The sequence below is a fragment of the Butyricimonas sp. Marseille-P3923 genome (genome assembly GCF_900184685.1).
Classification (GTDB): domain Bacteria; phylum Bacteroidota; class Bacteroidia; order Bacteroidales; family Marinifilaceae; genus Butyricimonas; species Butyricimonas muris.
In genome coordinates this window covers 2,344,866-2,366,646 of the sequence record NZ_FXXL01000007.1, presented here as the reverse complement: position 1 = coordinate 2,366,646, position 21,781 = coordinate 2,344,866, and the positions used below count along the sequence as shown (strand labels likewise).

The window sequence follows — 21,781 nt, the reverse complement described above, 5'->3', positions numbered from 1 at the left end:
CATCAAAAATTGAAATATCATGACTAAAGTATTAATTGCAACAGATAAACCGTTTGCTCCGGTTGCTGTAAACGGGATTCGTGAGATCGTAGAGGCTCAGGGATACGAATTGGTATTATTAGAAAAATATACTTCTCAAGACGAGTTGATCGCTGCCGTGGCTGACGTTGACGCCATGATCATCCGTTCGGACAAAGCTACAAAAGAAGTTATCGAGGCTGCCAAGAAATTGAAAGTGATCGTTCGTGCAGGTGCCGGATTTGACAATATCGACTTGGCTGCTTGTACCGCTCATAACGTGGTAGCTATGAATACCCCGGGACAAAACTCAAACGCAGTGGCTGAGTTGGCTTTCGGTATGATGGTTTACATGGCTCGTAACTTCTTCAACGGTAAATCAGGTTCTGAGTTGAAGGGGAAGAAAATCGGTATCCACGCTTATGGAAACGTGGGACAGAATGTGGGTCGTATCGCTCGCGGTTTCGGTATGGAAGTGTACGCTTTCGACCCGTTCATGACGGACGAACAAATCAAGGCTGCCGGTGCTACCCCGTTACATTCAGCTGAAGAAATGTATGGTATGTGTCAATATATCTCTTTGCATATCCCGGCAACGGAACAAACCAAGAAATCTATCAACTATGATTTGTTAAAGAATATGCCGAAGGGTGCCGTGTTGGTAAACACCGCTCGTAAAGAGGTTATCGATGAGGAAGGTTTGGGTAAATTGATGGAAGAAAGAGCTGATTTCCACTATATCACCGATATCGCTCCGGATTGCGATTGCTTCAACAAGTTTGAAGGTCGTTTCTTCGCTACCCCGAAAAAGATGGGTGCTCAGACCGAAGAGGCTAATGTGAATGCCGGATTGGCTGCCGCTCGCCAAATCGTGAACTTCATCGAGAAAGGCGACGAGAAATTCAGAGTAAACAAATAAATTAATTTTAGATTTATGATTTGCGATTTTAGATTGAAATGTTTTTGTGTCTTGAATCGTAAATCATAAATCATAAATCTAAAATCAATATATGGCAATAGTAAAACCATTTAAAGGATTGCGTACTCCCTCTCAAGAAATTTGCGAGGAGTTGGCTTGTCTGCCTTATGACGTGATGAACTCGGAAGAAGCTGCACAAATGGCAGCCGGTAAACCTCGTTCATTATTACATGTGACCAGAGCCGAAATCGACTGTCCCGCTGGAACGGATATTCATTCCGAAACAGTTTATAACAAGAGTGTTGAGAACTTCAATATGTTCCAAGACAAGGGATGGTTAGTACAAGATGAGGACGCAAAATTCTATATCTACGCCCAAACCATGGACGGAAGAACACAATACGGTATCGTGGGATGTGCTGCTTGCGAGGATTACGTGAACGGTATTATCAAGAAACACGAGTTGACTCGTCCCGACAAGGAAGAGGATCGTATGATTCTGACCCGTTACGTGAAAGCTAATTTGGAGCCTGTGTTCTTCGCTTACAAGGCTGTACCGGAAATCGATGCTATCGTTGAGGATATCGTGAAGAGCCGGAAAGCTGACTACGATTTCGTGGCAGAAGACGGTTTCGGTCATCATTTCTGGGCTATCAACTGCCCGGATACGAACAAGCGTCTGGAAGAATTGTTCGCCACCAAAGTGCCTTACACTTATGTTGCGGACGGACACCACAGAACGGCTGCTGCCGCTCGTATCGGTGCCGAATTCAGCGCTAAGAACCCGAACCACAACGGAACAGAAGAGTATAACTTCTTCATGGCTGTTCATTTCCCGGATCATCAATTGAAAATTATCGATTACAACCGCGTGGTGAAAGATCTGAACGGTTTGACCGAGGAGCAATTGATGGCTAAATTGGGTGAACATTTCACGGTTGAAGATATGGGTACGGAGATTTACCACCCGGCTAAATTGCATGAATTCAGCATGTATTTGGATGGAAGATGGTATAAATTGACCGCTAAACCCGGAAGTTACGATGATAACGATCCGATCGGAGTATTGGACGTAACGATTCTTTCTAATCATGTGTTGGCTGACATCCTTGACATTCAGGATTTGCGTACTTCCAAACGGATTGATTTCGTTGGTGGTATCCGTGGGTTGGGTGAATTGAAGCGTCGTGTTGACAATGGAGAGATGAAAGTGGCTTTCGCTTTATATCCTGTGTCTATGGAGCAATTGATTAATATTGCCGATACCGGGAATATTATGCCCCCGAAGACAACTTGGTTTGAGCCGAAGTTGCGTTCAGGAATGGTAATTCATAAGATTTGATAAAATAAAAAAAGCGGCGGGAGCCGCTTTTTTTTATGCCTTGTATTTAAGCCATTTGTAAAGTTCTTTCCACGTGACCTTTTTCCCGTACATCAGGATACCTACCCGGTATATCTTGCCCGATAGCCATGTGAAGAACAGGAAGGAAGCAACCAGTAATCCCATGGAAGTAGCGATCTCCCATGCCGGGACCCCGAACGGGATGCGCACGAGCATCACTACCGGGGAAGTGAACGGGATAAGAGAACTCCAGAATACCATGGGCGATTCGGGGCTTTTCATGGCAGCGACACCGATATAAAGGGCTACTACCAATATGATAGAGAGCGGTGTCATGAATTGTTGGGAATCGGTTTCGTTATCCACTGCTGCACCGATCGCGGCGAAGAGTGACGCGTAGAGTAAGTATCCCCCGATAAAATAGAAAAGGAATGCTGCAAGGAATTTCATGATAAACGCGGGATCGATCGTCTTTGCCAGATTCTGAATCACGGCTAACTGTTCCGTGTTTATCTCGGAACTCTGTGCGAACATCGTGAGGTCACTTGCGTTTTTCAATGCTTCCAAGTCCAAGTTGGGCATAAACAACGCTTGAAACGCGATCATAATTATTCCGCCGAGAACAATCCAGATCAGAAATTGCACAAGTCCCACGGCGGCAACACCGATGATTTTTCCCAACAAGAATTGGAATGGTTTCACGGAAGAAACGAGAACTTCAATGATACGGTTCGTCTTTTCTTCAATGACGCCTTTCATGACTTGGGAAGCGTACATGAAGACAAAGAAATAGATAATCATTCCTGCCACTAACCCGATAATGGAAGTGATTTCCGAAGAACCCTCTTTCGTATCTCCTTTATCCGTGACTAACAAGGTTCTGACTAATACAGGTGTCTTTGCCGCGTCCAATTCTTGTTCAAGGTTAGGTACCTGACTTTTGGCTATGACTTCGGCTCGCTTGATACTCTCGATATTCTGTCGTAGCTGTGCGGCCAGTTCATTTTTTAATTCCATGGGTACCTGTGATGTCGAGAATACCGGAATTTCGGCATGAGTCATAACGTTTGCCGGCACTCTGGTAATGGCGTAATAGTCATTCTTTTTCAGAAACTCGGCATAATCGCTTTCCGGTATGTCATGGTCAATGTATTGGAAAGTCGTGTTATTAATCTTCTGGAATGGGGTTTCGAGACTCGATTCGTTGATCACGGCTATCGTTCTCTTTTGCGTGTCGTCACGCAATAGCATCCACATCAGGAATGCGTAAAACAACGCGAACAGGATCGGGACGAAAATGGTAACGACCAGAAATGTTTTTTTACGTACCCTTGTGGAGAACTCCCGGCTTATGATGATGAATATCTTGTTCATTTTAATTGAAAATTGAAAATTGAAAATTGAAAATGAAGAATCATTCACAAGCTTCAATTTGAATTATTATAGCTTAATATTCTATTGTTCTTTAACCAGTTTGATGAAAATATCGTTCATGCTGGGAATAATCTTCTGGTAAGAGATTATGTCCGCTTTCGGCAGCACTCTGGACAGGAGAGTATTTGCCGAACAATACGTGTTCTGTTGTAAGATAATATCTTGGCGTTCATCTTCGACACGCTGGGATACTACCTCGAATTCCGAGCCGACAACGAGTTCCGGGTTAAATTCCGGGTTGTAGCGACAACTTAATTGATAGGTATTGCTGGCATATTTTTCCCGAATCTGGTTAATCGGGCCTTCGATGATTTTCCGGGATTTGTTAATGAGAGCGATATGGCTGCAAATCTCTTCGACTGATCCCATGTTGTGAGTGGAAAAGATGATTGTCGTTCCTTTTTTGCGAAGTTCCAATATCTCCTTTTTCAATAATTCCACGTTGATCGGGTCAAACCCGCTGAAAGGCTCGTCGAATATCAGCAACTCCGGTTCATGTAACACGGTTGTGATAAACTGCACCTTCTGCGCCATTCCTTTGGAGAGTTCTTCTACCTTTTTGTCCCACCAAGCCTCTATGCCGAATTTCTCGAACCACATTTTCAATCGGGTAATGGAATCACTTTTGCTGATTCCTTTTAAACGAGCCAGATAGACGGCTTGTTCTCCGACTTTCATCTTCTTGTAGAGTCCTCGCTCTTCCGGAAGATAACCGATGCGATTGACGTCAGATGGTTTCAGATGTTCACCCCGGAAATAGATTTCGCCCGAATCAGGAGCGGTGATTTGATTGATGATACGGATTAATGAGGTTTTCCCGGCTCCGTTCGGACCTAGTAATCCGTAAATCGAGCCTTCCGGGATATTGATGGAAACATCATCCAGTGCCTTGTGATTGGCATACGTCTTGACGATGTTTATAGCTTTAAAGAAACTCATATTCGTTTAGTAAGCAAAGGCTGCCGAAGGGGCAGCCTTTGAAGGTTATTTTATTTCAAACATTAAAGCGTCTTTGGGAATTTTGTCGCCTTTATTTACATGGATTTTAACGACAGTTCCGCTTATAGGGGCCAGAATTTTGTTATGCATTTTCATGGCTTGCAGGAGGCATAATAAGTCTCCGGCTTTCACTTCCTGACCTTCTTTCACGTACATGTCGATAATAGAACCGGGTATGTACGTGAGGACGGCTCCCGGATCGGGTTTTTCCCATTTCTTGCGGTTGATAAATTTCTCCGTGAATTGGGTTTTGTATTGTAAGCCGTCAATTTCTAATAAGTCATATTTTGGTGTACTCATTCGTGGTATAATTTAAGATTAAAATGGAGGAATACCATGTTTTTTTGCCGGGGTTAGTACCGACTTGTTGCTGGATACCTCGATAGAGTGTTTCAAAATTTTCCGGGTTTCCTCGGGTTCGATGACAGAATCAATGTACCCTTTGGATGCAGCCACATAGGGGTTAGCGAATTTCTCGCGATATTCGGCAACTTTGATCTTGCGCATTTCGTCCGGATTCTCTGCTGACATGATCTCTTTCTTGAAGATAATGTTAGCGGCTCCTTCCGGTCCCATTACGGCAATCTCTGCTGTCGGCCAAGCGAACATGAAGTCTGCTTTCAAGTGACGCGAGTTCATGGCGATGTAACCTCCGCCGTACGCTTTCCGCAGGATCACGGTGATCTTGGGCACGGTCGCCTCGCTATACGCGTAAAGTACTTTTGCCCCATGACGGATAACACCCATGTGTTCTTGTTCCACGCCCGGTAAGTAACCCGGCATATCTTCGAAGGTCACGATCGGGATATTGAATGCGTCACAGAAGCGGATGAAACGTCCCGCTTTATCCGATGAATCGCAATCCAGCACTCCCGCTAACACGGAAGGTTGATTTGCCACGAAACCGATAGTTTCTCCGTCGATACGTCCGAATCCGACCACGATATTTTTGGCAAATTCCTGTTGTATTTCAAGGAAGTCCGAGTCATCGGCAACCGCCCGGATAATATCTCTCACGTCGTAAGGTTGAGTGGGATCGGCGGGAACAATCTTTTCGATTTTGTACTCCGGTTTCGGCGGTTTGGAGGGGAACGGTTTGGCTTTCGCCTCGTTACTCCACGGGATAAAGGTCAATAGTTTTTTGATCTGTTCGAAACATTCGTACTCCGAGTGTGCGAAGAAATGGGCGTTACCGCTGACTTCACTGTGCACTCTGGCACCCCCGAGTTCTTCCATCGTTACCACTTCACCGAGTACGGTTTTCACCACTTCCGGTCCCGTGATAAACATTTTCGAGATGTTGTCCACCACGAACACGAAGTCAGTCAAAGCGGGTGAATACACGGCACCTCCCGCGCAAGGACCGAGAATGACGGATAATTGAGGAATAACTCCGGATGCCTGCGTGTTACGGAAGAAGATTTCCCCGTATCCTGCCAGAGAGTCAACTCCTTCTTGAATACGAGCACCTCCCGAGTCGTTGATCCCGATCAAGGGTACTCTCATTTTCAGAGCGTGGTCCATGATTTTGGTGATCTTGCGGGCATGCATCAAGCCTAATGAACCACCGGCAACGGTGAAGTCTTGGGCATAGATACACACGGGTTCTCCATAAATAGTACCGGTTCCGATGATAACACCATCACCATGCAGAACCTTTTTATCCATATCAAAATCTTTTGACTGATGCTCAACGAACATGTCGTACTCGTGGAAAGAATCTTTGTCGAGTATTGCTTCAATACGCTCCCGGGCTGTCAACTTTCCCATTGCAGCTTGCTTCTTAATAGCCTCTTCGCCACCACCTTGAAGAACAATCTCTTTTCTCTTCCTTAAATCAAGAACATTTCTTTTAAGTGACATAAGTAATAATTTATGTTTGTAAATGATAGGTTTCAACTCAATACAAAATCCTACCTACCCAGTCTGCAAAATTACGAAAAAAAACGGAGAAAAAAACACCTGCTCGGGGGTGTTTGGGATAATGTATTGATACATTGTGCATTGGAGTGGTAAAATGTTTTTTTGCCCCCCATCGTGTTTTTGTTCTGTTTTCGTAACACGAAACAAGTTTCATGCGTAAAATTTACATTCTGTTTTGCGGGAGTGGTGGGGCATGTGGAAGGAGTTTTCCGTGTTACCCGTGGGATTTGAAGAAATAATTGTAGTTTTGCAATTGGTTTACAACCTTCGAAATGAAGATAGAATGAAGATTTTACGTAGGATATTAAAATATATATTCAGGGTTATACTGGGGCTTTTCACCTTGGTAGTGCTTGTTATGATTCTTTTATACATTCCCGGTATACAGAATTTCGTGACGGGAAAGGCGGAGCAATACGTGGAGCGTAACATGGGTATGAAACTTTCCGTGGGGCGTGTACTGTTGAAATTCCCGTTAGACTTGGCAGTGGAAAGAATTTATTTTGGAAAGACGGAGCGGGACACGATGCTGAGTGCTGACCTGATTCAAGTAAATGTCGCTTTATCGAAATTGTTGAAGAAGGAGATTGAAGTGCGACGGTTGGTGATAGAGAATGCGGCAGTGAACTTCGGGGATACGCTTTCGGGAATGAAAATGAAAGTGGCACTCCATGAACTGAATCTTCGTATGGACAGGTTGAATCTGGCGAAGCAAGAGGCTGACATTCCTACGGTTTCCTTGCATGGCGGAACGGTTTTCATGAACTTGGGTGAAAGTGAGCCGGACACTACACAGCCGGGAGAGCCGGCACGTTGGAAGTTCCGGGTGGGCGAATTGCTGTTGGATAGTGTCGACTGCGTGATGAGCGGGTTGCCCATGGGACAAATCCGTGCGGGGGTGGGCGAAGGACGCTTGAGGGAAGCGGAGATACATCTTGGGGAACAGACGGTAAATCTGGATTCCATACTATTGGTACGGGGATATTGTGAGGTGTTGACGCTAACGGATGCCACTTCGGGCGGGGAGGACGCGGTACAGGATTCCACGGGGAGTATGCCGTGGGTAGTACATGCCGGGAAGGTCGAGTTGGCGGATAGTCGTTTTTTAATGAAGCCTCGCGGAATGAGTGTGGCAGAGGAAAGATTTCCGGAGGCGATACGGGTATCGGCTCTTTCATTGCAAGTGGACAGCGTGTTTAACCGGGGAACGGAGATAGCGGCTATCGTGCAGCGATTGCAGTTGAAAGAAGGGAACGGGCTTGATTTGCGGAATTTATCCTGTCGGGTAAATGTCGGGAGCGATAAGTCTAACGTTTCCAATCTGTCATTGAAAACGGCTTATAGCCGGTTAGGGATGAACGTGCAAGCGGCTAGCGGGCTTACCGGATTCGGGATGAATACTCCTTTGCGCTTGTCGATAAACGGTACGATAGGGGGGAAGGATATACTTTTGTTTATGCCGGACACGAATAAATTAATGGAATCTTTTTTACAGGATAAAACGTTTTCGCTTGCCGGATTATTGAATGGGGAGATCGAGCGATTGAATATCGAACACCTGAACGTGGGTGTCGGAAATGATTTTTTGTTGGAAAGTAGCGGAAAAGTTTCTTCTATTACCGATATGGAACAGATGGTCGCGGATTACCGGGTATCGTTGACTGTTCGGAACGGGTGTTTTTTCGCGCCGTTCTTGGGCGACGGGGAGGAGGCAGGCGTGGTTGTGCCGGATAATTTGAAGTTGAACGCCGATTTACATATGGCGGATCAGACCGCGAGAGTCAAAGTGGGAGTTAGCCCCCGACAAGGAAGTCTGAATATGGTTGCCGGTTACGGGATGAAAGATAATTCCTATTACGCGGGAGTTCGTTTGCGGGAGTTCGCGTTGAATGAATTTATGCCGAAGGATTCATTGGGAATGGTTTCCGCCACGCTTTCCGCCTCGGGGAAAGGATTGGATTTGAAAACGGCGGCGGGCAAAGTGAATTTAGCTTTGGCATTATTGCAATACAATGGTTACGATTATAAAGATATCACGTTGAATGCCGTGTTGAAAGAGGGTGTGCTGAACGGGGCTTTGGCAAGTGGTAATAAAGAGTTGGATATGGATATGAAATTCCAGCTTACCGCCGGCGACAAGGGATACGAGGCAAAGATTGAAAGTGATATCCGGAACGCGGACTTGAAAGGATTGCATTTTATGCCGGAAGAACTGGCGTTCTCTCTGGGATTGACGTTGCAGGGAGAATTGAACGCGGACAGTACTTCCGCTCTAAAAGCCGATTTCACGGATATCGTTTTGAAAGATGTCGGAACCCGGCAGTTGGGGGATTTAAATATATCGTTCGCCGGGGAGGACAATCGTACCCGATTGAACGTGGACGCTGGAGATTTGAGCGTGAAGTTTAACGGGAAAGGGAACGGCTATCTGTTGGCTCGGCAATTTGCCAAAGCGGGAGAACTGCTTGCCGGACAACTGGAAATACACGATTTTAATATGGAACAATTGGGGGAGGTGTTGCCGGATTTCAGTTTGACGATCGATGCTGCCCAAAAGAACATATTAAACAGTTACCTGAAGAATAACGGGATGCGCTTCAAGCGTGTAGGTATAGAACTGGGGACGGATACCGAGTCCCACTTCAAGATGGATGCCGGGGTTTTCGGGTTGGACATCGAGGGTTTCGTGATCGATAGCGTGTTCATGAACGCTCACGGTCAAGGCGTGGCTTTGCGCTACGGGGTGAACGTGTTCGGGGCAAAAAATCAATTGGAAGCATTGTCGCAATTGACCGCGGAAGGCTCGGTGGAACACGATCAGGTAAACGTGAGATTGCGGGAACGGGAGAATAAAGACGGAGAGATCTTTAACATCGGGGCGAATATCGCTTTTCAGGACAGTGCTGTCAGCGTGAGTATATCCCCGGACCCGTTGGTGTTGGGATACGTGTCTTGGCAAGTGAACCGGGGAAACTTTGTTCGTCTGAAACAAGGCGAAATTCCGGCGGCAAACTTGCAGTTGTTGAACGGGGACAAGCGTATCCGGTTGGTGTCGGAGGAAGGAGCGAACCGGGAACCGGAATCATTGGTCGTGGATATAAAAGGTATTGATCTGGGGCATATCTCCGATGTGTTGAGTTTTATCCCGGATATGTCCGGTATGCTGGGCGTTGATTTACAGATGCACAGTAAAAACAAGGTGATCGACGTGGGTGGGAATATCACGATAAATGAATTTAATTATCAACAGGAGCGGATCGGGAACTTGGATATGGGTATAAAATACCGCTTGTCGCGACAGACCGAGCATGATGTCGATTTTACCCTTGCCGTGGACGGGCAACAGGCTCTATTGGCGCGGGGCAAGATGATGACCGGACCGGATGATCAGAACATGGATTTGAATATAGGGATACCGAAATTACCGCTACGGGTGGCAGGAGCCTTCACGCCGCCGGGGATGATTCGTCTGGGCGGGGATATGGTCGGAGCGTTCCGTATCAAGGGGAATATGAGCCAACCTTTGATTGACGGCAATTTGAGTTTCAGAGAGGGAGAAGTGGAAGCGCTTCCGGTGGGAACGACCTTCAAGATAGATACCTCTACCATCATGATTCGGAATAATTTATTGAAATTTAATCATTTCGGGCTGATTGCTCCGAATAAGCAACGACTGGAATTGCAGGGGGACGTGAACTTTGCTTCATTCTCCAGTATCGAGATGGATGCATCCGTCACGGCTCGTAATTTCCAAGCGATGAAGGTGCAGGAAAACGACGAAACAATGGTTTACGGGAAATTGTTTGTCGACGTGTCGGCAACCTTGAAAGGAATGTTAGACGCGTTGAAGATTCGGGGAAATATTAATCTGTTGGATAACAGCGAAGTGTACTACACGTTGAAGTCCGCTCCTTTGTCCGTGACCGACCGGAGTGTTGATCTCGTGCGTTTCGTGTCTTTCCGGGATAGTACGGAAGTGGCGGAGGATGACCAACTGAAGCAAATCCGCGCGGTCAGTCTGGACTTGTTGATGTCCGTGAATATCGCCCCGCTGGTAAGTTTGAACGTGTTGTTGTCCGCTAACGGGCAGAACCGGGTTTCCATCAACGGGGGAGGGAGTTTGACCTACACGCTGAGTCCGGTGGGAGAGAGTCGCCTCGTGGGGCGCTACGTGCTGTCGAGCGGAATCGTGTCTTACGGCTTGCCGGTGATCGGGCAGAAAGATTTCAAGATACAGGATGGCAATTACGTGGAATGGACAGGAGATATTGCCAACCCGACACTGAATATTATGGCGGCAGAAACGATCTCCGCGAGTGTCACGGATGATAGCCAGAAATCCCGTCTGGTGAATTTCAAGGCGATAATACGGATTACCAACACGTTGGAGAAGCCGGATATCACTTTCGACCTTGCCGCCGAGGGGGATATCACGATACAGAACCAGTTGGCGGCGATGACTCCCGAAGAAAGATCCAGAGAGGCGATGAATATGATGATATACGGGTCTTACTCGGGACCCGGTACGGTAGCCAAATCAAACGCTTCCGATAACGCGATCAATAATTTCGTGGAACGGGAGTTGAATCAATGGTCGAGAAAACATTTGAAGAACATGGATTTGACTTTCGGGATCAATACATACAATCAGGTATCGGAGGCGGGCGAGTCGAAGAAGACGGATTACTCCTACCAATTCTCGAAACGGCTGTTCAATAACCGGGTTCGGGTGAAAGTCGGGGGACGTATATCCACGGATAATGATCCGGCAGCCGGGGGCGTGGAGGAGAATCTGGTCGATGATATTGCGGTGGAATACCTGTTTGGGAAGAATCCCAATTTCTTCCTTAAAATATTCCGGCACACGGGTTACGAGAGCGTGTTGGAGGGCGAAGTCACCCAAACCGGTATCGGTGTGGTGTTACGGAAGAATTACCAGAAATTCCGGGATATATTCCGGCGAAAGAAGAAAACGAAAGTGGAAAAGAAAGAAACACGGCGAATAGAAAATGAAAAGTCTGATAAATAGAATATATATACCCGTGACGGTAGCTTTGCTACTGTTGGGCGCGTCTTGTTCGCAGACCAAAAAACTGACGGAAGGTGAAGTGTTGTACACCGGGGTGAAAAAAATGAAAATAGAAACGGCGGAAGGAGTCAAGTTGCAAGGGGCGCAGAGTTCCGCGATTTCCAACCCGATGTCCTATCCCCCCAACAACCCGTTGTTTGCCCCGTACGTGCGTTCGCCTTTCCCCATCGGTCTGTGGGTGTACAATTGGAACATCAAAAAAGAGAAAGGTCTGAAACACTGGTTGTACAAGAAGTTGGCGAAGAAACCGGTATTGATTAGCGACGTGCAACCGGAATTGCGCTTGAAAGCGGTGGAGAACGCTGCCCGGGATTACGGGTATTTCGGGGTGGAAACGAGTTACGAGATCATCCCCAACAAGCGCAATCCCAAGAAAGCGAAAATCAGCTATCACGTGCGTGTACCCGAACCGTATATGTTGGGCAATATCGAGTTCTGGGGATGGAAAGGACGCATGGATAGTTTGTTGCAGAGGAGGAAACAGCGTTGCCTTTTGACAAAAGGGGCTGAATACAGTGTTTACTCGATGGAAGACGAGCGGGAGCGTATCACCCAATTGTTGAGGAACAACGGTTATTATTATTTCCAATCGGACTATATCGAGTTTCTTGCCGACACGACACGGGAAAAGCGGGTGGCTGATGTTCGTATCGCCTTGAAACATGGTGTTCCGGCTGTTGCGTTGCAACCTTACAAGATCGGGAGTGTAGAACTGGTGCTGGAGGAACCCGATGAGTCGGAAACGACCGATTCGCTAGCTTACAAAGAGATAAATGTAAAATACACGAAACCGTTGGGAGTGAAGCCCAAAGTGTTGGCTCGTTCGATGTATTTATTGCCGGGAGATATTTACTCTTTCCGACGGCAGAATCGCACGCAGACAAGCCTTGCCCGTTTGGGGATTTTTAAATACACGAATCTGAACGTCACCCGTGCGGACACGGCAAGGACGGACGGATTCGGCAAATTGAATTTTGGAATTAACGCGGTGTACGATTTACCGATCGAAACCGAGGTAGAGGTGGACGTGTCCTCGAAATCCAACAACTTGCTGGGACCGGGACTGACTCTCGGTATCACCAACAAAAACCTGTTCCGGGGAGGAGAGAACCTGTCTTTCAAGTTGAACGGGGCATACGAGTGGGAGGTCGGTAACAAGCAAGGCAACTCGAAATCCGGATTAATCAATTCCTACGAGTTGGGCGTGAATGTCGGTTTGTCGGTACCTCGCTTGTTGGTTCCCAATTTCTTGAAAAGCACGAAAGATTTTCCCGAACGTACGCATTTCCAAATCGGAGTGGATTTCCTGAACCGTCATACATTTTTCCGGATGATTTCATTCACGGGATCATTCAGTTATGATTTCCAGTCTTCCTACCGGAAGTATCACACGATCACCCCGTTGAAGCTCAGTTATACCCATTTGTTGCGGACTTCAAAGGAATTTGACGAAACGATGGATAATAATCCGGCAATAGCGATGAGTTTCAAGAATCAGTTTATACCCTCGATGGCATACACCTACACGTATGACCGACAGGGGACTTCCCGTAACCCGAACCGGTTGTACTGGCAAAATATGATCATGTCGGCGGGAAACTTGTTGTCCGCGATACAGTACTTGTCGGGGAATCACAAGGGAGAGGGGAAAACGATATTCGGTAACACCTATTCCCAGTTTCTGAAAGGTACTTCCGAGATTATTGTTTACCGGAAACTGACCGAAAATTCGTTGATTGCCACTCGTTTCATGGGAGGGCTCGGGTACGCTTACGGCAATTCAAACGTGATGCCGTATAGCGAGCAATTTTATATCGGGGGAGCCAACAGCATCCGGGCTTTCACGATTCGTTCCATCGGGCCGGGTAGCTATCACCAGAAAAGTGATAACAAGACGGCATATCTCGACCAGACCGGGGATATAAAACTGGAAGGAAATATCGAGTTGCGCTTTAAAATAGCGGGAAGCCTGAACGGGGCAATTTTCTTGGATGCCGGTAACGTGTGGTTGTTGCGGAATGACCCCAAGCGTCCGGGGGGAGAATTCAAGCTGGCGGGTTTGCTGAACGAGATCGCGCTGGGAACAGGTTGCGGGTTGCGCTATGACATCGGTTTTATCGTTATCCGCGGGGATTTAGGTGTTGCTTTGCATACCCCTTACAAGAATCCCGATAAACCGGGATATTACAATATTTCCAAATTCAAGGACGGGTTGGCGTTCCATTTGGCTATCGGTTATCCGTTCTAGAATAACAGCAGGAATCATCTATGTATTTGTCGTATTCATTCCGGTATACGGTGTTTATATTTTTGTACCCTTGCTAAGTAGAGGCGGGTGAAATGTGTTGGAAGAAAAGTGGTTTTGCTGTTAATGAAAGTTATATGATTATAATATTATAATAATGTGATTTGTACTTTCTTTATATCATCTCCCATTCAACTCCTATTCAACTCCCATTCATCTCCTATTATAAAGGTATAGAAATAGAAAATTAATTGGAATTAAATAAAATTTGATAATACTGAACTATATGGTATGATTATAATTAATTCTTAGAAGATAACTGAACAGGGCAGAAATTGATCTCGAAAAAGAGAGGAAAACAGGACCGGCGTAAAAAAAAAGAAGACTGCCCGAGCGTGTCGGACAGTCTCCCGTTGTTTGAAATTATTGAACCCGAAAACTATTTTACTTTTTCGTAGATGTAAAGTTCGTGAATTTCTCCGGTGTAACCTTCATCTTTGAACGGACCTTGTGACATACCGAGAACGATCAGGGTACCACGGTTGTTCAATACCACGAGGTCGTCATTTACCGGGTCGATAGAAAGACCTTCGATCTCTCCGGCGCGGCGGAAATCACTCATCTCGCGGAATAATTCAACTCTTCCGGCTTTCGCTCCGCCGGCAATTTTGCCTGTACGCATTACGGGTTTCCCTTTTTTGTCAAGTTTCACGCTGAAAGGGGTGTCCTTAACAACTTCAGTTCCGTCCTGCAATCCGGTGAAGTGTACTTCGGAGATGTCGGCAATGTAAATGTTGTCAGGAATATTGTATAATGATTCACCGTCATCTGAGGTGAAAAGCATTTTACCGTCAGCGATGAAAATACCTTGACACCAGTACGGGGTCGGGCGGCATTGCATCTTGGTATAGTATTGTCCTGTTTCAAGGCTGTAGCAATACACGTAACGGCTATCCACCCAGTCAGACATCCAAACCATGTTTTTCTCGCGGTCAACGGCAAGACCTGATACCTCTACTTGTCCCGATTCCGGTGACCAAGGCAGGTCGCGTTTCCATTTCAACGTTTCCGCGTCATAGATAGATACGGCGATGTTGTAACCGCGTCCGTATTCGAATTTCTCGATACCGCAATAGATTTCCCCGTTATAAATGTCGATATCACCGAAGTGGTTGGCGATTTCGGGATTCTGGAACGGTTGATCGTTCTTCATGATAAGATTACCATGCTTATCGTATTTGTAAAGAACTTTAGTATCGGATACATAGTAATAGTTGCTGTCGATAGCAATTCCTTGACGTCCTGCCACGGGAATAACTTTTTTCAAGCGATACTCGGAGCCAAGATGTTGAGCGTTTACGGCCATACTTGCTAAAAGCAATGCCACAACAAATAATAACTTATTCATAATCAAAAATATTTAGGTTATTAATAAAGGTTTACTTTATATTAGAATTTAAGCAAACACATGATTTGCAAACTGTTGCCAGTGCCTTTGTCAACTTTGTCCGTGTAGTCGGACAAGATGTAATTCACTTGGAACTTAACATCCTTGATAGGCTCGTAAGTACAACCGATCAGGTAATTGTCCTTGTTGTTGGCAGAAGTCTTGTTCGTTTTGTCGCGATACATGTCAAAACGGGCTACCGGCAAGAATTTACCGATCTTGTAAGCGGCGAGGAAGTAGAAACCGTCTTCGTCAACATCGGCATCGTCACTCTTGATATGACCGTATTCTGCACGAAGGTCAAGACCGTTCGGATCATAATACCAAGCACCGGTGATAACGCGGTTCATGGCTTGATAATTTCCTACTACTTGTCCTGCATTGAGTTGTTTGTATTCACCCCAGTTGTAGCAACCGATGATACGCAATTTCTCGATGGGACGAACGGTGATACGACCAATGATATCTTTAGATTTGTTGTCGTCGTTCAACGTGGGAAGATAACCGTTGCTCAAAGATACTTGATAGCTCAAGTAGTTGAATTTCTTGTCTTTGCTCGGTAGGAAATCTCCATAAGCCATGATACCGAGGTCACGACCGTAGTCGATAAGGTTGGGAGTTGAAACAGCATTACGGCATACCATGCGGTAGCAAATATTAGAGAAATCTACTGTTTCCAATGTCGCGGGGGAAATGTCATAGTTCTCGAAGCCAAGCGGCAAATAGTATTGACCCGCGCGGAAGTGTAGTCCTTTCGTGATATGCGCGTTAATGAACGCATCCATAACCGTGATTACTTTCTTCGAGTAAGCGGTTCCGTCGGTAGAACCGGAGAAACATTCCAATTGTGCGCGGAAGTCAAATGTTTTTGACACTTGCTTGTCGATGATCAAACGCATACGTTTCAATTGGAAAGATGATCTGTTGTCGCCGTTTTTGTCACCCCAGTTGTAACCGGTTTGGATGTAACCGGAAAATTTCGGTAGTAGTGAAAGGAGTTTATTTACTTTTTGAGTAAGATCCCCGTCATTTGTTTGGGCAGTCCCTTCAGTTGTGGCAGGGGTTTGGTCGTTCTCGGCCTTAGCCCATGTAGATGTGCATACGAAAAGGGCACAACACAGCATTAACACGTTCAATAAATAACTTTTTTTCATAACAATGTTAAATTAAGTTCATACAAATTATATTCTTCTCGGAATTACTTTTTCGGATTAGCCACGTTCTCTCTTATTCCCCATTCTCCCGTGTGGAAGCGTACTTTCGGATCTCTGGTGTCGTTGCAGTTCACGATAAGCGCCCCCTCTTTTTCCCAGTATCCTTTCACCGTGTAACCGTGCATCGGACCGTCTTCCTCGCCGCGGACGGTTTTGTCGTCCGGGTTGATCACTATTTTTAAACCGCAGGATTGATTCAGCATGTCCATGTCCCCGCGGCTATTGCCACCCACTACCAGCGGGCGGGTTTTGATAAATGTCGGGATGACATTGGCTTTCCCGTCGTCTTGCGGGATCGGCAGCACGATTTCGTTTGTCAGCACCCCGTCGACAACGACAGACTTCATCCCGAGAATATTCACGTCAGGGATTCCCAATTCCTCTGATAAGAATTTTTGGTATAAAAACTCGGGAGAAGCTGTCAATATCCATACTTCAAATCCGTATTCTTTCAAATTCGCGATAAGCTGTTTCATTTCCGGGTAGAATTTTCCTTGGTATGATTCCACGTAACAATCGTAACCCAAGGTTGCCACGGCTTCGGGAGTCATTCCCGCGAGAAAATGGGCACGGTCTTCAACGTACACTTTACCCACGTTGTCGCCGTTTTTCACCATGCGGTTCAAAATGGCCATTTTTTCCTTTGACACTTTGTCATTCTTGCCCTTGTAATATTTGTCGGCGTAACGATACAGTGCTTCGTCTGCCAGATAATGAGGAACTTGCCCGAACACGGTGCCGTCCCCGTCGAACACGGCAACTTTGCGGGTATTCATGGTTAAGGTCGTGTTCAAGAATGTTTCAATGCGATCGTTAATCTCTTTTGACCATCCCTTGATCTCGCGATAGGTTTGCGCGGAGATATAAGGGGTGAAGAATAACATTACCAGAATGATAACGCTACTCGTTACGAGCTTCTTTTTCATGTTTGTTATTACTTTTTGTTGTTAACCAAATATTGTTCTTCCTTGTAAGTAAAGCTGACAAATACTATTGATAAAGCGCACGCTATCAGCAATAATATAAATGTTCCATCCCAACCGAACGAACTTTCAGAGACATAACCCATCACGACGTTTGCCAGAATCGCGGTTCCGAAGAAATACCCGAAGAAACCCGTTAGCCCGGCAGATGTTCCCGCCGCGTTCTTGGGAGCAAGGTCAAGAGCCTGCACCCCGATAAGCATCACCGGTCCGTAGATGAAGAACCCGATGGCAATCAGAGATAGCGTCACGATTGTATAGTTGTCGGAGAAATGCCAATAGAAGAAAATGAATACCGCTACAAGCGCCATGAAGATGATCGTTGTGATCGCCCGACGCCCCTTGAACACGTAGTCACTCAACCAACCACAAACAAGCGTGCCCGGTATAGCGGCAAACTCGTAAGCGAAATATGCCCATCCGGCTTCTTTGATATCGTAGCCTTGTGCCTCTTTCAAATAGGTGGGAGCCCAGTCAAGACAACCGTAGCGAACCATGTAAACGAAAGCGTTAGCGATGGCGATGAACCATAACATTTTGTTATTAAGCACGTATTTGAAGAAGATTTCTTTCGTGGTGAGGACTTCTTCCTGTTTCTCGCTATAATTTTTCGGGTAATCGTTACGCCATTTCTCGATGGTGGGCAACCCGCAGGATTGTGGCGTGTCGCGAATCATAACGTAAGCGATTAGAGCGATTAGCAAAGCTACTGCCGCGGGGAATATGTAAGTACCTATAATGAAGTATTTTGTGCTGTCAGCCCCGTAGAACCAAGAACCGAACCACATGGCTCCGTACACGGCCATCGGGCCGACAAGAGCGCCACCCACGTTATGGGCGCAATTCCAGATAGACATCTTCGTGCCCCGTTCCTTCACGGAAAACCAGTGTGTCATCACGCGTCCGCAAGGAGGCCATCCCATTCCGTTGAACCACCCCACGAGGAAGTTTAGTACCGCCATAATCACGATGGAGATGGTACCCGCCCCGAATAGTTCAATCGGGACTGCCATGAACATCATGGATAATGCGGCTAGAACCAATCCTAAAGGTAGGAATACGCGCGCGTTGCTTCGGTCGGAAACACTACCCATCAAGAACTTGGATAAGGCGTAAGCAACAGCGTTTAGAGCTAACACGATACTTAACGAGCCTTTCTCGAAGCCGTAAGGACCGTCAGGATCTGTCAAAAATGGCATCGCCATTGAAAAGTTCTTTCGCACAATGTAATAGCCGGCATATCCAACGAAAATACCGATGAATACCTGCCAACGCATGCGCTTGTACGTAGAATCAATCTCACCCTCGGGTAACTGGGTTTTGAATGGCGCTGGTTTCAAAAAGTTCCACATGTTATTAGATTTTATGTTATAATTATTAATTTAGACACACCTTTATACGTAATAAATCTTAAAAAGTTTCATCGCAACCCTAAATAGGGCATTTTAGTATGTTTTTTCTTTGATTCATTGCAATTGTATTTAATTCTCAATGTTTTTTTTATCGAATGTATTCGAAAACGTTTTCTTTCTATTTCGCAACTAATCTCTTTCAATTCACAACAAAATTAGGGATATTGATTTTTAAATCAAAATAATTTTCAATAAAATTACGTTTCTCTTTTGATTTTATTTTTATTTCTTTTTGAAAAAGATTAGTTTACCCCGCTGGTGATAATATTTATATCATTCTAAAGCATTGGCTAATATTGATATAGGATGTTCGCACCGCTTGGTCGTGGACATTTCGATTTGCCATTTGCAAGTTTCGCAATCGGTAGCAACGATATCGATACCGCAACTTTCGATTTGATTGAACAAGAAAGCACCGATATCTTGTGAGGTCTTGTAATTCTCTTTCTTGAAGCCGTAAGTTCCTGCTATCCCGCAACATTGTGAATCGAGAATGGTTAATTCAATGTTGGGGATAAGTTTTAACAGTTCTATCGAATAATAAGACCAACCCAGTTTCTCCATGTGGCAAGGAGTGTGGTAAGCTACTTTAAGTTTTGTTCCTTGCTTGAAATTCAATTTCAAATCTTTTTGGCCAAGTAACCGATAGATGTAGCGTGTGGCTAATTCTATCCGGTCTCTGACATCGTCGTTTTTGACGTCCAATAGATGGGGATACTCGTCCCTGATGGTGAACGTGCAGGTTGACGAGGTGGCTATCACCGGAATGTTTTTATCGATGACGGACTTTCGAATCGAAGCTATGTTTGTTTTGGCTTGTTTTTTTGCCTGATTGATAAAGCCGTTAGAAATTAACGCGACCCCGCAGCATTTTTCTTTCTCGAGCAATTGTACCCCGATGCCGAGAGCGTTCATTACTTTCACGAGGTCTTTTCCCAGTTGCGGGTTGTTGTAGTTCGCATAACAACCGTGGAAGTAGCTGACCTGCTTCGGGTAGGCGGCTTGCTTTTCAGCCTGTTTTTTGTACCACCCCTCGAATGTGCCGAACGAGTATTTCGGGAACGTGCGGCGGTGGTCGATCTTCATCACGCCGTCAAGGATGGCTTTCACGGGTTTTAATCCCAGCGTGGTGTTTACAATCGGGGCGAACGGGGTTGATAGCGTCCCCACCAGATCCGTGTTCGCTAGGATGAAGTTGCGTAGCGTGGGTTTCTTCTCGCTGTACTTGATGCGCGCGGACTGTATGATGTCGCCTATTCTCACGTTCGAAGGGCATGCCACCTCGCATCGCTTGCAATTAATGCAATATTTCAGAGATTCGTCATAGAAATTGAATTTCTTCAAACGCAGGCGTTCCCCGTCCGGTCCCGCTTGCTTGGGACCCGGGTAATCCGGGTTGACGGCTGCCACCGGGCAGTAAACGGTACACACGGTACATTTGATACATTGCTCGAAATTATTGTCGCTTATATTGTGTTGTTGTAGATTCATAACATCTCCTGTTTACTTGAAATTCTGTCTGCTACATACAATGCGCTTAAAATGGAGACTCCCGCCCCGCATCCTTCTTTTATTGCGTTGAAGCCTTCCAGTATGGCTCCGGACACGTAAAGGTTCTCTATCGGTTTGCCATTTTGCAACCCCCGGAAATCTTTGTCGGTTTTTACCCCGAAAGTTTGATAGGGTTGAGCCTCGAATGCATCCCGGTTGTACCATTGTTCACGATTTCGGGAGTAAGTGACGTCCAGATTGAAGATTGGTTCGTAAACCCGTTCCGGATCGGCAATCAATCCTTGGCTGAAATAACTTCCTGTCGCCAGAATCACGTTTTTGCCCGTGAACGGGATATCCCCGTGATTGTTCGTGTAAACCCGGGTGATCCGGTTACCCTCTTTCTCTGCCCGCAGGACAATGTCGCCCAGCATGAAAACGCCGCCGGCTTCTTGGAAGCGGGCGCGCAGCTGTTGTTGTACTTGGATGCCCGGCACGGAAGGAGGGAGGGTTGGCAGTAAATAAACCGGCTTCCCGATCTCTTTTTGAAGATAGGCTAAAGCGTCTTTCCGGCTTAATCCCACGATCGCGGGTAACGCGATGATTTCGCAATCTCCGCGTTCCGCCTTGATCTGGCGAACTAATTCGTTCAGGTTGTCTTGGTTGTCAAACACTCTGGCGATATTCACGGAACGCATTTCTGTCGGGTTTTTCCGTAAACGCTCCAAGGCGGGAAAATTAATCAAGTGGGTGGTACATGTCGTGCCTATTTTTGCCAGTTCGTCAACAATGAACTGGGTATAGAAATCAAGAAATCCCGTCACGTTGAAAATCCCGACTTTCTTCCATTGAATCCGGTTCGCGTTTTCGCCTTGCAAATGATCTTCCAAGGTTAGCCATGTCGGTTTTAACGTACCCATCGGGGTTATCCGGTAGTGATTCTGTTCTGCTTTTCCTTTTGTCGGGATGCCCGTGTCTTGCAGGAAGGTTTCCGCTTCTTCGGTCAATTGTGCGAACTTGCTCGTTCCCAGCTTCGCGTAAGGATGCGCGGGTGCTTGCTCGATCAATTCTCCGATTGCTTCCAGCGGTTTGTTCACGCTTTTCCCGTCCGGTAGCGCGTTTAGTAAATCAAAAGAACCGGAAGAGAAGTGCAAGGCGCTTTGCCCGGAAGAAATAATGACACAGCGTTGTCCTTGCTTGGACAATTGTATCCCGGAAATTAAGCCGGACAGACCGCCACCGATGATAATGGTATCGAATTTCAT

General features: G+C 46.1%; 14 protein-coding genes. 4 read left to right on the top strand and 10 right to left on the bottom strand.

Features of this window, described 5'->3' with window-relative positions:
* The first annotated feature begins 19 nt into the window (after positions 1-19).
* The gene (locus tag CS948_RS21130) at positions 20-937 is read left to right on the top strand and encodes an NAD(P)-dependent oxidoreductase (RefSeq protein WP_099294337.1); all 918 of its coding nucleotides are present in this window, start codon (positions 20-22) and stop codon (positions 935-937) included.
* A gap of 91 nt (positions 938-1,028) precedes the next feature.
* On the top strand, positions 1,029-2,279 hold the full coding sequence (locus CS948_RS21125) for a DUF1015 domain-containing protein (protein ID WP_099294335.1): 1,251 nt from the start codon (positions 1,029-1,031) through the stop codon (positions 2,277-2,279).
* 33 nt (positions 2,280-2,312) lie between these two features.
* Here CS948_RS21125 and CS948_RS21120 read toward each other — a convergent pair whose 3' ends face one another.
* The 4 genes from CS948_RS21120 to CS948_RS21105 form a co-directional block, all read right to left on the bottom strand.
* Positions 2,313-3,653 (bottom strand): ABC transporter permease, encoded by a 1,341-nt coding sequence (locus CS948_RS21120; protein ID WP_099294334.1) that lies wholly within the window; start codon positions 3,651-3,653, stop codon positions 2,313-2,315.
* Between the two features lie 81 nt (positions 3,654-3,734).
* On the bottom strand, positions 3,735-4,652 hold the full coding sequence (locus tag CS948_RS21115; RefSeq protein ID WP_099294332.1) for an ABC transporter ATP-binding protein: 918 nt from the start codon (positions 4,650-4,652) through the stop codon (positions 3,735-3,737).
* Positions 4,653-4,697: 45 nt separating this feature from the next.
* The gene (locus CS948_RS21110; protein ID WP_099294330.1) at positions 4,698-5,012 is read right to left on the bottom strand and encodes a biotin/lipoyl-containing protein; all 315 of its coding nucleotides are present in this window, start codon (positions 5,010-5,012) and stop codon (positions 4,698-4,700) included.
* A gap of 18 nt (positions 5,013-5,030) precedes the next feature.
* Positions 5,031-6,575: an acyl-CoA carboxylase subunit beta gene (locus CS948_RS21105; RefSeq protein WP_099294328.1), complete on the bottom strand. Its 1,545-nt coding sequence runs from the start codon at positions 6,573-6,575 to the stop codon at positions 5,031-5,033.
* Between the two features lie 343 nt (positions 6,576-6,918).
* On the opposite strand from CS948_RS21105, the gene CS948_RS21100 reads away from it, so the two are divergent.
* Positions 6,919-11,664, top strand: a complete 4,746-nt coding sequence (locus CS948_RS21100) for a translocation/assembly module TamB domain-containing protein (RefSeq protein WP_176555161.1) — start codon at positions 6,919-6,921, stop codon at positions 11,662-11,664.
* Positions 11,645-13,972, top strand: coding sequence for a BamA/TamA family outer membrane protein (locus CS948_RS21095; protein WP_099294325.1), 2,328 nt, complete (start codon positions 11,645-11,647; stop codon positions 13,970-13,972). Before CS948_RS21100 ends, CS948_RS21095 begins: the two co-directional genes overlap by 20 nt.
* A 436-nt stretch (positions 13,973-14,408) precedes the next feature.
* Here the strand turns inward: CS948_RS21095 and CS948_RS21090 are convergent, their stop codons facing one another.
* The 6 genes from CS948_RS21090 to glpB form a co-directional block, all read right to left on the bottom strand.
* Positions 14,409-15,377, bottom strand: a complete 969-nt coding sequence (locus CS948_RS21090; RefSeq protein ID WP_099294324.1) for a hypothetical protein — start codon at positions 15,375-15,377, stop codon at positions 14,409-14,411.
* Positions 15,378-15,418: 41 nt separating this feature from the next.
* Positions 15,419-16,570 (bottom strand): porin, encoded by a 1,152-nt coding sequence (locus CS948_RS21085; RefSeq protein ID WP_099294322.1) that lies wholly within the window; start codon positions 16,568-16,570, stop codon positions 15,419-15,421.
* Positions 16,571-16,614: 44 nt separating this feature from the next.
* Entirely contained in the window at positions 16,615-17,556 is a 942-nt protein-coding gene (locus CS948_RS21080; protein ID WP_099294320.1) for an HAD family phosphatase, read from the bottom strand.
* A gap of 8 nt (positions 17,557-17,564) precedes the next feature.
* On the bottom strand, positions 17,565-18,965 hold the full coding sequence (pgtP, locus tag CS948_RS21075) for a phosphoglycerate transporter protein PgtP (protein WP_099294319.1): 1,401 nt from the start codon (positions 18,963-18,965) through the stop codon (positions 17,565-17,567).
* A gap of 333 nt (positions 18,966-19,298) precedes the next feature.
* Entirely contained in the window at positions 19,299-20,516 is a 1,218-nt protein-coding gene (gene glpC, locus CS948_RS21070) for an anaerobic glycerol-3-phosphate dehydrogenase subunit GlpC (protein WP_099294317.1), read from the bottom strand.
* Positions 20,513-21,781, bottom strand: coding sequence for a glycerol-3-phosphate dehydrogenase subunit GlpB (glpB, locus tag CS948_RS21065; RefSeq protein WP_099294316.1), 1,269 nt, complete (start codon positions 21,779-21,781; stop codon positions 20,513-20,515). Before glpB ends, glpC begins: the two co-directional genes overlap by 4 nt.

Bases quoted from the DNA above. Each gene is read 5' to 3' on its own strand.
- CS948_RS21090 (WP_099294324.1), bottom strand. From the start codon at position 15,377: ATGAATAAGTTATTATTTGTTGTGGCATTGCTTTTAGCAAGTATGGCC.
- CS948_RS21130 (WP_099294337.1), top strand. From the start codon at position 20: ATGACTAAAGTATTAATTGCAACAGATAAACCGTTTGCTCCGGTTGCT.
- CS948_RS21085 (WP_099294322.1), bottom strand. From the start codon at position 16,570: ATGAAAAAAAGTTATTTATTGAACGTGTTAATGCTGTGTTGTGCCCTT.
- glpC (WP_099294317.1), bottom strand. From the start codon at position 20,516: ATGAATCTACAACAACACAATATAAGCGACAATAATTTCGAGCAATGT.
- pgtP (WP_099294319.1), bottom strand. From the start codon at position 18,965: ATGTGGAACTTTTTGAAACCAGCGCCATTCAAAACCCAGTTACCCGAG.
- CS948_RS21080 (WP_099294320.1), bottom strand. From the start codon at position 17,556: ATGAAAAAGAAGCTCGTAACGAGTAGCGTTATCATTCTGGTAATGTTA.
- CS948_RS21115 (WP_099294332.1), bottom strand. From the start codon at position 4,652: ATGAGTTTCTTTAAAGCTATAAACATCGTCAAGACGTATGCCAATCAC.
- CS948_RS21100 (WP_176555161.1), top strand. From the start codon at position 6,919: ATGAAGATTTTACGTAGGATATTAAAATATATATTCAGGGTTATACTG.
- CS948_RS21125 (WP_099294335.1), top strand. From the start codon at position 1,029: ATGGCAATAGTAAAACCATTTAAAGGATTGCGTACTCCCTCTCAAGAA.
- CS948_RS21095 (WP_099294325.1), top strand. From the start codon at position 11,645: ATGAAAAGTCTGATAAATAGAATATATATACCCGTGACGGTAGCTTTG.
- glpB (WP_099294316.1), bottom strand. From the start codon at position 21,781: ATGAAATTCGATACCATTATCATCGGTGGCGGTCTGTCCGGCTTAATT.
- CS948_RS21120 (WP_099294334.1), bottom strand. From the start codon at position 3,653: ATGAACAAGATATTCATCATCATAAGCCGGGAGTTCTCCACAAGGGTA.
- CS948_RS21105 (WP_099294328.1), bottom strand. From the start codon at position 6,575: ATGTCACTTAAAAGAAATGTTCTTGATTTAAGGAAGAGAAAAGAGATT.
- CS948_RS21110 (WP_099294330.1), bottom strand. From the start codon at position 5,012: ATGAGTACACCAAAATATGACTTATTAGAAATTGACGGCTTACAATAC.